Below are 12,158 nucleotides of genomic sequence, written 5' to 3' on the forward strand. Positions count from 1 at the left end.
ATTTGATATACTTAAGCGGAATTAAACTAATCATGACTCGAGGTATATTTATGAATCAAACTGACCATTCATCAAAGAAGAACAGCTACAAACAGCTCGTTGCTGTGTCTGTGGGACACTTCACAAACGATTTTTTTGCCGGGCTGATAGCACCCATATCATTATATTTTGCACTGAAGCTTGACCTTAACCTTACACAGCAAGGGATACTGTCCATTGTCATGCTGGTATTCGCATCATTCTTTCAGCCTTTTTTCGGCCTTCTGTCGGACAAGAAGGGGAAGCCTGGACATCTTATAATATCTATAATCTGGATATCCGTCTGGATAAGTGTTTCAGGTATCGTTAACAATTTCTATCTCCTTGTCGTCGTGCTGGCCCTGGGGTCGTCGGCTTCGGCGCTTTTTCACACTCTCGGTTCGACTACTGCCGTATCGCTGGGAGGGACTTCGAAGGGGACATCGCTGTCGGTATTCATGACTGTTGGAGGCTTTTCCGCCACAGTATCATCAATAGTGGGGCTTTGGATAGCAACCACCTACGGCATTGAAAAGATAGCATTTCTAATGATACCGGGATGTGCAGCAGCTGCGTGCATGTATTTTCTGGGAATTCAAAATGTAAAGATAGATACAGAAGAGAATCAAAAAAACGGCAAGCTTGCTGCAAAAGAGCATAAGAAGGAAAAACTTAACATGTCCGGAAGAGACATGGCTTGGCTTGTTGTACTTATATATGTAAGCTTGATAAAGGTGTTGAGCGGACGTTTCATAGTTACATATGGAATTCAGATCCTGACAATAAAGAATTTTGCCTATGGTGCGGTTCTTCTGACCATCCACCTGTTTGGAAGACCTGTGGGAACCATGGTCGGAGGAATGCTCATTGACAAGATCGGCGACAAGAGGGTATTTATTATAGGTATGTTGGCAAGTCTTGTAAGCCTTTCTATGATAGGCTACGGAGGAAGCATCCTGGCGGCCATAGGTGTTGGCAGCCTTGGATTCTCCATTTCATTCACCAATACTGTGGGCGTTTTGATGAGCCACAAGATAATCCCCAACAGCCAGTCCTTTGCAACGGGAATAATCATGGGAATACCTGGAGGAATCGGGTCCATAAGCATGATGATTTTCAGTGGAATAGCAGATGTCAATGGACTCATCTACTCTACAAGAGTCATGATGATACCCTTGTTCATAGCAACAGTGCTCACATACTTCATGGTTTACAGAAGGAAGAAAGCCTGATTGGTCAACTGAACTGTTTAAGCGTCCATGAGGGCGCTTTCTTTATTATATTGCTTGTGTTAAAATAAATATATATTCTTAAATGCAAAAAGTATGATTTGGAGATGAATATTATGAAAAAATGCATTTTATATTATTCAAAAAGTGGAAATACCGAGTATGTTGCAAATTATCTGGCCGGTAAAATCGATGCAGCCCTTGTGAAACTAGTTGAAGTAAAGGGTAGGAATGGAGTTTTTGGATTCGTGAAGAGCGGATTCCAGGCATTGAAAAAGAAGGCTTCAAAGCTTGAAGGAAATCCCTGGGAAGAGGTCGGTGAATATGACGAAATATATTTCATGACTCCCATCTGGGCAGGCAACGGCACTCCTGCATTCAATGCCTTCATGGATAAGATGGACCTCAATGGAAAGAGGATCTACGTTGTCACCCTCCAGGCTGATCCCGGCAAGAAGGGAAGTGCGGAAGTCCATGAATACTTCAAGACAAGGATAGAAAATGCAGGTGGACATATGGTCGATTCCTATGCCCTTTCAAGTGCACCTCCCAACAAGTATGCAGGGAACGAACACCTTGAAAAAGAAGTGGATGATGTTATACTTAAGAAGCTTGTATTGGTTTGAATATGAACGATTGAATAATGATTGGGAGAACTCTTTTGGTTCTTCATTTTTTCTTTCTTAAAATCATTGAACTATGTATACTTTAGTGATATACTCGTCTTAATTGAATAGTAAGCAAGTTAACAGCGTTTTGAAAGAATGTTGTTTAAAAGGGAAGCGGGTTGGAATCCCGCGCGGTCACGCCACTGTAATAGGGTAGTCGTTATGCGAACCACTGATTTCTTCGGGAAGGGCATAAACAGATGATAATCCTTGAGCCAGGAGACCTGCTTGTTTTCACACAAAGCCTTACGAACGATGAGGGAGTGTATTTTGTTATTGATCATGTGAATTAATAAATATGAATTTAACCTCTTGTCTTTTTAGGACAGGAGGTTTGTTTATTTTACTGACCACTCCTTGTTTAGTAGTGCTGAACAACAAAAAAATAATTTGAAGGAGAGAAGTGATGTTTAGAAGAAAAAGCAATAATATTATTTCAAGAGTATTGGTTTTCTTGATGGTTATGATGACGGTCCTTTCATATTTACCGACTGGAATCAGCCCGGTGGTTGGAACTGCCGAGGCAGTGGGTGTAAGTGCTTTTGATAGCCTTGCCCTTACATCAATAAGGAACAACTATGAAGCATATACTGCGGGAACACCCGTAGATGCAGGATGGGGAAATTTCAGCTCCTATGATGTTTATCTACTCATGGAAGCCGGAGTTGATACCAGCCAGTGGGAGTATGACGGATCAAACATGTATGACGATGCCATGGCTCTAATAGATGCGACACTGTCTGATCCTGAATCGGCGTCGGCCAAGAGGGCAGCACAGGATTATCTTGCGTCAGATGCTATGGGGGAAGAATTGAAGTCAACAAGTATGGCGGCGATACTCATTGACAGACAGACAATGGAAGGTGAACTGGACAGTGGAATATACGCCATATACAGCAATATGGCTGCATATGACCTAATGGCAAGGGAAGGAACACTGGCTGGTGCCGGTCTGGATGTGGATGCGGCAGTAATGTACGTGCTGAATAATCAGGATGTAACAGGAGCATGGCCCAAGGAAGATGCTGTGAACTGGATATCCAATGATTTCATGACAACGGTAGAAGCTGTCAGGGTATTGAAATCGGCTGAGAATGATACGACTGTGACACCAGAGGCAATAGAGCTTGCAATAGATTACGGTATGACATGGCTTCAATCAAATCAACAGGAAGACGGAAGCTATATTTCGGGATGGGACGATGCAGTAACGGACACTTCAGAAATGATATATGCAGCAGCTGTCCTTGGTGAGGATCCAACAACATGGATAAGTGCCGGCGGGAAAAGCCCGGTGGACTTCATGAGAGACTATGCCCTTGTTGAAGGTAGTTTCGGAAACGTTCCTTCAACTACATGGGCGCTGGATGCATATCTTCAGCTTGGAGGGTTTGTATCACTTAATGAGACCTTGAATGTTACTGTGGATATTGAAAATGGAACGGTAAACAGAGGAGAAACCACTACATGCTCTGCTATTGCATTGGACTTAACCGGAGAATCGGATGTATCGACTATGGTTTCATGGACATCATCAAATGAGGAAGTGGCAACAGTTGATGATAATGGAGCAGTAACTGCCGTTGGAGTGGGAAATGCCGAGATAACGGCGGAATATGAAGGCTGTGAAGACAGCATTGATATAATAGTTGAATCCTACGAAGATAATATGACCCTCGTCGCAATAAGGAACAACTATGAGGCATATACTGCGGGAACACCCGTAGATGCAGGATGGGGAAATTTCAGCTCCTATGATGTTTATCTACTCATGGAAGCCGGCGTTGATATCAGCCAGTGGGAGTATGACGGTTCAAACATGTATGACGATGCCATGGCTCTAATAGATGCGACACTGTTAGACCCTGAAGCGGCGTCGGCCAAGAGGATAGCACAGGATTATCTTGCTGCAGATGCTATGGGGGAAGAATTGAAGTCAACAAGCATGGCGGCGATACTCATTGACAGACAGACAATGGAAGGTGAACTTGACAGCGGAATATACGCCATATACAGCAATATGGCCGCATATGACCTCATGGCAAGAGAAGGAACACTGGCTGTTGCCGGTCAGGATGTGGATGCGGTAGTAATGTACGTGCTGAACAATCAGGATGCAACAGGAGCATGGCCCAAGGAAGATGCTGTGAACTGGATATCCAATGATTTCATGACAACTGTAGAAGCTGTCAGGGTATTGAAATCGGCTGAGAATGATACGACTGTGACACCAGAGGCAATAGAGCTTGCAATAGATTCCGGTATGACCTGGCTTCATTCAAATCAACAGGAAAACGGCAGCTATATTTCGGGATGGGACGATGCAGTAACGGACACTTCAGAAATGATATATGCAGCAGCCGTACTTGGTGAGGACCCCAAAACATGGATAAGCGCCGGCGGGAAAAGCCCGGTGAACTTCATGAGAGACTATGCCCCTGTTGACGGTAGCTTCGGAAACGTCCCTTCAACTACATGGGCACTGGATGCATATCTTCAGCTTGGAGGAACAGTAGCATCGGATTCAATTCTTGATGTAATAATTGACCCTGAAGAGGCTTTGGTTTATTCAGGTGATACAAAACAGTTCAGTGCAAAAGCTGTGAAAATGGATGGATCAGAGATAAATATAAGTGATGTGGCGGACTGGATATCTTCGGATACTGATGTTGCATCAATAGATTCAACAGGCCTGATGATGGCCAATGCTTCAGGAACAGTTGAAATTTCAGCAAATTATGAATCGTGTACTGGTACAGCTGTCATAACTGTTGATACAAAACCATCCACAAGCAGCGATGTCCAGGTATACGTAGCAGTAATTGGCCAGGATGACGAGCTTCTATACGGACCAAGGAAAGTGATGATCTCTGAAGACGATGAGTATGGTTATACTGCACTGGGTGCTCTTGATGCAACCGGACTTGACTATGATTTCAGAGATAGTTCAAAGGATATGGTGGATGAAATCGAGGGTCAGGAAAATATGGGTTCCAATGGTTGGATGTATTCAGTCAACGGAAAAGTACCAACCATTCCTGCAATTGAAAAGAATGTAAACAGTGGAAGCAAGATTCTCTGGTGGTATAGTACTTCATCAATGGGAGAAGCCCCAGACTGGCCAAGCTCTTCATCTTCATTTGGGGCGGCGACTGCAGTCGACGAGGATGCAGTGAAGGAAATGCTTGAAGACTACAGAGAAGAGCTGAATGACGGAGCTGTGTTGCTCAACGAAGACGACATGATGAGTGCAAGTGAAGCAGAAGACCTGGCGAAGGAACTTGAGGACAATGACGTATCGCTGTCCGGCGACTACGAGGGAGACGAACTGGTGTTGTCTGACGACGAGCTTTCGATTCTTGTACCTGAAGATGCATTGGAAGAAGATCTTGAAATAACTGTCGAGGAGCTTGACGGGAATGAATCGCCTGAAAGGTTTGCAGTAAGGATAGGTTCTTCAGTATATGATTTCGGTCCTGATGGAACACAATTCGACGAACCTGTAACAATAAGCATTACGGTACCAATAGATGAGAACACCGACCTTGAAAGCCTTAAGCCTGCATGGTTTGACGAGGAAACAGGCAGGTGGATAACAATTCCGTGTGTGATAGACCTTGAGACAGGAATGGTTGTATTTGCAATAGACCACTTCACGAAGTTTGCAGTCATTGAAACTGAAGCAAGAGTCGAGTTTGCCGATGTTGACGACACGATGGCGTGGGCAAGGGATGCAGTTGAGATTCTTGCAGGAGCAGGTGTGATAAACGGAACCGGAGAGGGATATGAGCCTCAAAGGTCCATAACGAGGGCTGAATTCGTTAAGATTGTTGTTGAAGCTTTGGAAATTGAAAAGGCTGAAGCTGATGGAAGCGTATTTACAGATGTGAATGCAGACGATTGGTTTGCACAATATGTTGAATGCGGTTATAATAATGATATTGTAACCGGAGACCCTGACGGAAGCTTCAGACCTAACGATGAAATAAGCAGAAATGAAATAGCGGTTGTCCTCAGCAGACTTGGAGATGATGACGATATGGAGTCTGTGGAACTTGCCTTTGACGATGTTCTTGATATTCCTGAGTGGGCCAGACCGGGTGTGGAATTTGCATACAGCGTTGAACTCATGAATGGTTATGAAGACAATACCTTCAGGGGAGGCAATGCACTTTCCAGAGCGGAAGCGGCAGTAGTCGTGTACAGGTACATGAACTACTCATTCCAGAAAGCAGCTATGCTGCGTTAAATGCGAAAGCATTTATCAAGCGGCTATGGAAAGTTTCCTTAACACTATAACACCAACGCTTTAAGGTGTTATACATATTTCAACTTTCCTATGCTAGAACAAATAATGTGAGGTTCAGATTGAAAATAAATAAAAGATACTTGTTTGTTGTGGCGGTAATAGGCATTCTAATGCTTCTTGCCGCCTGCAGCAGCACTAATGATACAGGCGAAGTGCCTGATGATGGATCAGCGAAGATAGAATTGATTGTAACAAGGGATTTTGGAATTGAAGAGCTTTTCAGGGAATCCATAAGTCTTGAAAAGTATTGGACGGTATTTGACGCCATGGATGCAGCTGTGGAGATAGCAACAGACCACGGTGGAGGATTCATTTCGGGAATCAATGGTCTGGAGTCGTATTCCGACGGTACAAAAAGACTTGACTGGTTTTATTATGTCAATGGAATCTGTGCAGATGTAGGGCCCCTTGACTACGACCTAGTTGAAGGCGATGTCATTTGGTGGGATTACCATGAGTGGGAAAGCATGGATGCAACAAATTCCACAGTCATAGGTTCTTATCCGGAGCCATTTGTACACGGCTACAGGGGAAAGCCTGCAGTAATTACAATAATGTCTTCCGATGAAAACAGTGAACTTGCAATGGAACTTAAGGACGCACTTCTTAATGAGGGAGTTCAATCAGTTGAAATATCAGGGATAGACAACAGCATGATGGAAGACAGGGAAGGGCCGATCATTGTTCTAGGTCAATGGGAGGAGTTGTCCGGATATGAATATCTGAACAAGCTCAACGAAGCATATGAAAGAAACGGAACCTATGTATACTACAGCGACCAGGGAATTGACCTTCTCAGCAATAGCAGCGAAAAAGTAAGAACGCTGAAGGGTGGTGCAGGAAGCATAGTATCCCATGGAGACGGTCTTGGAGATGATTGCCCTCTGTGGATAATTTCAGGAACCGATATGAACGGTCTGGAAAAAGCCATAGAATTGCTGGTAAATGATACTAATAAAATAGACAGCACATACAGTGCTGCAGTGGAAGACAGCAACATAATCAAACTGCCAATAAAATAATAAGGAATGTATTATTATGATACCTTTATACAGAGAAAAGGACAATTTAATATACAAGCTACATCCTTTTACAATTGCATTTTTCATTTTTGCAATTTTTTTTCTTTCATTGATGTTCACCCATCCTGTGTATCTGATGAGCCTCTTTGTTGTGGTTGCAGTAATGATTGTTGATTCGGGGAACTTTCAGGAATGGAAGGGATATCTGAAGGCGGGACTGCCTCTGATTCTGATAATAATGACAATCAATGCACTGTTTGTAAGGGTTGGACGTACAGTACTCTTTCTTGGACCAAGGCTGCCATTAATAGGGAAGGTGAGGATAACCCTTGAAGCATTGTCATACGGTGCAGGAATGGGAATAAGGCTTTTGACCATCATAAGCATATTCTGCTTCTATACATATACTGTTCAGCCTGATAGGTTCATGAAGCTTTTCAGCAGGTTCGGAAACAAGACCGTATTCATAGTAACCCTGTCCATCAGGCTTTTTCCTCTCATGGTAAGCGACTACAGAAGGATAATGGAGGTTCAGAAATGCAGGGGAGTAAAGGTAGAGAATGTCGGATTCATGGAAAGGGCAAGGAACATGTTCCCAATAGTAAGCGTACTCCTCATGTCAAGTCTTGAAAGGTCTTTTCAGCAGGCTGAATCAATGTATTCAAGAGGGTACGGAAGCGGAAAGAGGACAGTGTACAACAGGGAGTTCTGGAGGATAAGGGACTACCTTGTAATAGGAGTGACTGTTTTAGCGATTGTGGCTGGAGTGGCTGCATATATTAAGGGATATGGTTCCTATGATTACTATCCGAAGCTCACTTCCTTCGATGTTTCGGAATTCAATTTATTGTATATAGTGGTAGCAGCACTGATATTTCCTGCAATACTTGACTGGGGGTGGAGAAAATGGCCGATATTAAAATTGAAAATCTGAATTACAGTTATCCCGAAACGGGTAAAAAGGCACTTGAAAATATCAACCTTACAGTCCCCCAGGGACAGTTCGTATTGATCGTAGGAGGATCCGGAAGCGGAAAGTCGACTCTGATACGGGCCATGGCAGGTCTGGTTCCTGACTTTTACGGAGGAACATATTCGGGAAAGGTTGAAATAGACCATGAGGATATTGGCAGCTATGAGAGGCGCAGGCTGGTACAGAAGGTGGGCATGGTGTTCCAGGACCCTGAAAGTCAGCTTGTAATGACCGATGCGGAACAGGAAATAGCCTTCGGTCTGGAAAACCTTGAGCTTCCAAACAACTTGATTAAAAGAAGGATAATGGAGGTGACCAGTGCACTTTCACTGTCGGGCTACAAGACCAGCTTTATTCCCGAACTGTCGGGAGGACAGAAGCAGAAGGTTGCCCTTGCATCGGTCCTTGCCATGCATCCTGACATACTGCTTCTGGACGAGCCCACCTCCCAGCTTGATCCCATAGCGGGAGAGGAAATCCTTACAATGGTAAGGAGGCTCAACGAGGAGAATGGAATAACGATAATCCTCACTGAGCAGAAGCTGGAGAGGTGCTTTCATTTCGCAGACAGGATCATTGCTATGGAAAACGGACAAATAGTCCAGGATTCCACGAATGTGAACGCAATTGCCAATTGGTCCGTCAGGGAAAACAAGCCCTTCATACCTCCTCTTTCCAGACTGTTTGCAAACATTCACTATCCCCATATACCTGTAACGGTAAAGGAGGGAAGGGAACTCATTAAGAACGAGTTTTTGCTGGATGAAAGAAGCAGCCAGGGAATAAGTGAATGCGACAAGGCGGAAGTGGACAATCAGGTTTCGGAAGACAACCATATAGTGGATATTGAAAATTTATGGTTCACATATCCAAACGGCAGTGAAATACTGAAGAACATATCAATGGAACTTGCTCCAAATTCTTTCACGGTGATAATGGGAGAAAACGGCTGCGGAAAGACAACCTTGTTGAAGAATATAAACAGCTTGCTGAAGCCTGGCAGGGGACATGTAAGGATTCTAGGCCAGGATACCAAAAAATCCACTGTAGAGGAACTGTCATCCACGGTGGGATATCTGTCCCAGGATCCAAACGATTATCTTTTCCTGCCTACGGTAAGGGAGGAAGTTAATTTCACCTTGAACAACCTGGGCCTTAAGGATGACGGCATAGTGGATGAAATACTTGGAAAGCTCGATATAGACAAGTTCGAGGACAGCAATCCCCGTGACCTCAGTGCAGGGGAAAGGCAGCGCGTGGCTCTTGCCTCGGTCCTCGTTACAAGACCTAAGCTTCTTCTCCTTGACGAGCCTACAAGGGGTCTTGACTATGAGCTTAAGGAGAATCTTGGAGAAATACTCCTGAAACTGAAGGATGAAGGTACAGCAATACTGATGATAGCCCACGATGTGGAGTTTGCGGCAGAGTATTCCGACGATATAATACTCATGGATGACGGTAGCATTGTTGAAAAAGGAAGCAAGTATGATCTGTTGTCCAATTCGACCTTCTATTCGCCCCAGATAAGCAGGCTTTTCCACAACTACAGGGACAAGGTTATAACCGTGAAGCAGGGTGAGGATGTATTGAGTAAACTCGAAATGCGTAAACATAAAAGGATGAAGGAGATTTAAATGAAGATCAGCAGGTTTTTAATATGTATTGTTTTGGTTATGGTCGTGTCGCTTGTACCTTTTAACCACGCATATGGATACGAAAGTGATGAAATGGGTGAAAGTGCTGAAATGATAAATGATGCCGTCGGGTATCTCAATGACATGCAGAACAGTGACGGTGGATTCCCGGCTAAAGCGGGAAGGGACAGCAGTGTTGCCCTTACCTGCTGGAGTGTTATGGCCCTTGAGGCAGCAGGAGAGAATATTGAAAGCGGCAAGTGGAAGCCGGAAGGGGACGGGCCGATTGAATACATCCTCAGTGCCGATTATGAGCCTGAAGATACGGTAGATTATGTGAGGATTCTTCTGGCCTTGTCTGCAGCAGAAAGGAGTTCCCAGTATCAGGGGTACGACCTTGAAGAAAAGGTGGAGTCCTTCCAGCAGCCAAACGGTCACTTCGGACAGCCTGACAGAGGCGAGGACCAGATGATAAACGCCCACATGTGGTCCGTGCTTTCACTGGAATCAGTCGGAAACCGTGATTATGACAGGGACAAGGCCAGGGAATGGCTCGTTGCAAGCCAGAACGACGATGGAGGTTTCGGTTGGCTCGTCGGAGGAGAAAGCGATACAGACGATACGGGGATAGCGATATCGACCCTTGTGCTTCTCGGAGAGGACAGGGATTCTGCTGTCATACAGGATGCCCTGGACTATATCAAGTCTAGGCAGGAAAATGACGGAGGAATAAGCGCCAGCGACATGATGGGCAATGACTCCAATTCGGCATCTGATGCATGGTCCATGCAGGGACTTATTGCAGCAGGAGAGGACTATGACGGTTCCTACTGGACTGTTGGGAATGAAAATGTGAAGACACACCTCATGAGTCTTCAGGCAAGTGACGGCTCCTTCGACTGGAAGGACGGAGTGAGCTCCTCACCGGTGAAGATGACTGCCTATGTAATAGCGGCCCTTAGCGAAAAGCCCTATCCGGTCAATGTGGACTATAGCGAACTTGAGTCGGAAGCAATGTTTACCGACTTGTCAAGGGAGCACTGGGCATATGATTCCATTGCATGTCTTGTTGGACAAGGTATCGTAAACGGTTATCCAGACGGTACCTTCATGGCTGAAGGGTCCGTGAAAAGGGCCGAATTCACATCCATGGCGGTGAAGGGGCTGGACATGGGGAATGACAGTTACGGCAGTTATCTGACCTTCAAGGATGTTCCGGGAAGTCTGTGGTCCTACAGGTATGTAGCCATAGCCTACAAGGAAGGCATAATAAAGGGAAGGTCTTCCGAGGTGTTCGATCCCGACGGTCTTATAAACGGAGCGGAGCTTGCTACCATGCTTGTGAACATTATGCCTGATGAAAAGAAGGCGGACATGGAAGAGGGACAATACTGGTATTCGGGATATGTATCCCTTGCAGATGGATATGGTCTGCTTTATCCTGGATTCAAGGCTTCGGAGCCTGCCACCAGGGCACAATGCGCCTACAGCATAAAGAAGATACTGGATTTTATAAAATAACAAAAAACAAAAAGAACCGTCCCTTTTGTTTTTTGGAAGTCAGGAGTTGATTAGGATATGAAAAGGTTCAGTGCATATATTGTTTTGATGACGTCAGCGGTTGCTATGCTTGCCTTGAGTATCATACCCGACAGTCCATTCAGTGGAATAAACTGGGCACTGCTTTCGGTGTGCATAGTCGGCATAGCCATCCTCATGTTTTTCGTCAGCTTTGAAAAGAAAAAGGTCGATCCCAAGGAGATGGCCCTTATCGCCACCATGGCGTCTATAGCGGGCATATCGAGGGTACCCTTTGCAATAATAATGAGCCTGCAGCCTACCACATTCATAATAATGATTACAGGATATGTCTTTGGAAGCCAGACTGGATTTGTTACTGGAGCGGTGGCTGCTCTTGTTTCAAACTTTTTTGTAGGACAGGGACCATGGACTCCGTGGCAGATGTTTTGCTGGGGCCTATGCGGAATCATAGCGGGACAGCTTGGCAGGAAATCGAAGGAGTTCAATGTCAAGGTGTTTGCAGCAGTGGCCTTTTGCTGCGGATTCATGTACGGATGGATAATGAATATATGGCACTGGGTGGGATTTGTATATCCATTGACCGTCAAGACCTTCATAGCCACATATATAGCAAGCATACCCTTCGACTCGCTCCATGCCATGGGAAATGTATTTTTTACCCTGGTGTTCGGGAAGTCCTTTTTTCTGATACTTACCAGATTCAAGAGAAGGCTTACAGTTGACAGGCCATGAAAAATCAAACCGTATCCAAACCGGCGGATTC

8 protein-coding genes and 1 riboswitch are annotated in these 12,158 nt (G+C 44.8%); all 8 genes read left to right on the plus strand.

All coding sequences use genetic code 11. The features are described from left to right. Positions 1–50 precede the first annotated feature (50 nt). The 8 genes from BUB05_RS02060 (at position 51) to BUB05_RS02095 (ending at position 12,127) form a co-directional block, all read left to right on the plus strand. Positions 51–1,250 carry an MFS transporter gene (locus BUB05_RS02060; protein ID WP_073046388.1) on the plus strand — a complete coding sequence of 400 codons (1,200 nt, stop codon included), beginning with the start codon at positions 51–53 and terminating at the stop codon, positions 1,248–1,250. 113 nt (positions 1,251–1,363) lie between these two features. After that, the gene (locus BUB05_RS02065; RefSeq protein ID WP_073046391.1) at positions 1,364–1,873 is read left to right on the plus strand and encodes a flavodoxin family protein; all 510 of its coding nucleotides are present in this window, start codon (positions 1,364–1,366) and stop codon (positions 1,871–1,873) included. A gap of 99 nt (positions 1,874–1,972) precedes the next feature. Beyond that, positions 1,973–2,161, plus strand: a riboswitch (cobalamin riboswitch). A gap of 160 nt (positions 2,162–2,321) precedes the next feature. Further along, positions 2,322–6,164 (plus strand): S-layer homology domain-containing protein, encoded by a 3,843-nt coding sequence (locus BUB05_RS02070; protein ID WP_073046394.1) that lies wholly within the window; start codon positions 2,322–2,324, stop codon positions 6,162–6,164. A gap of 119 nt (positions 6,165–6,283) precedes the next feature. Beyond that, complete coding sequence (locus BUB05_RS02075) at positions 6,284–7,246, plus strand: DUF4430 domain-containing protein (protein ID WP_073046397.1); 963 nt, start codon at positions 6,284–6,286, stop codon at positions 7,244–7,246. A gap of 16 nt (positions 7,247–7,262) precedes the next feature. Then, positions 7,263–8,180: an energy-coupling factor transporter transmembrane component T family protein gene (locus tag BUB05_RS02080; protein WP_073046401.1), complete on the plus strand. Its 918-nt coding sequence runs from the start codon at positions 7,263–7,265 to the stop codon at positions 8,178–8,180. Further along, complete coding sequence (locus tag BUB05_RS02085; protein ID WP_073046405.1) at positions 8,153–9,853, plus strand: ABC transporter ATP-binding protein; 1,701 nt, start codon at positions 8,153–8,155, stop codon at positions 9,851–9,853. Before BUB05_RS02080 ends, BUB05_RS02085 begins: the two co-directional genes overlap by 28 nt. Further along, positions 9,854–11,374 (plus strand): S-layer homology domain-containing protein, encoded by a 1,521-nt coding sequence (locus tag BUB05_RS02090; RefSeq protein WP_073046408.1) that lies wholly within the window; start codon positions 9,854–9,856, stop codon positions 11,372–11,374. 57 nt (positions 11,375–11,431) lie between these two features. Next, the gene (locus BUB05_RS02095; RefSeq protein WP_073046410.1) at positions 11,432–12,127 is read left to right on the plus strand and encodes an ECF transporter S component; all 696 of its coding nucleotides are present in this window, start codon (positions 11,432–11,434) and stop codon (positions 12,125–12,127) included. Positions 12,128–12,158: the final 31 nt, after the last annotated feature.

The organism is Dethiosulfatibacter aminovorans DSM 17477 (assembly GCF_900142005.1).
Taxonomy (GTDB): Bacteria; Bacillota; Clostridia; order Tissierellales; family Dethiosulfatibacteraceae; genus Dethiosulfatibacter; species Dethiosulfatibacter aminovorans.

Bases quoted from the DNA above. Each gene is read 5' to 3' on its own strand.
- BUB05_RS02065 (WP_073046391.1), top strand. From the start codon at position 1,364: ATGAAAAAATGCATTTTATATTATTCAAAAAGTGGAAATACCGAGTAT.
- BUB05_RS02095 (WP_073046410.1), top strand. From the start codon at position 11,432: ATGAAAAGGTTCAGTGCATATATTGTTTTGATGACGTCAGCGGTTGCT.
- BUB05_RS02085 (WP_073046405.1), top strand. From the start codon at position 8,153: ATGGCCGATATTAAAATTGAAAATCTGAATTACAGTTATCCCGAAACG.
- BUB05_RS02060 (WP_073046388.1), top strand. From the start codon at position 51: ATGAATCAAACTGACCATTCATCAAAGAAGAACAGCTACAAACAGCTC.
- BUB05_RS02090 (WP_073046408.1), top strand. From the start codon at position 9,854: ATGAAGATCAGCAGGTTTTTAATATGTATTGTTTTGGTTATGGTCGTG.
- BUB05_RS02070 (WP_073046394.1), top strand. From the start codon at position 2,322: ATGTTTAGAAGAAAAAGCAATAATATTATTTCAAGAGTATTGGTTTTC.
- BUB05_RS02080 (WP_073046401.1), top strand. From the start codon at position 7,263: ATGATACCTTTATACAGAGAAAAGGACAATTTAATATACAAGCTACAT.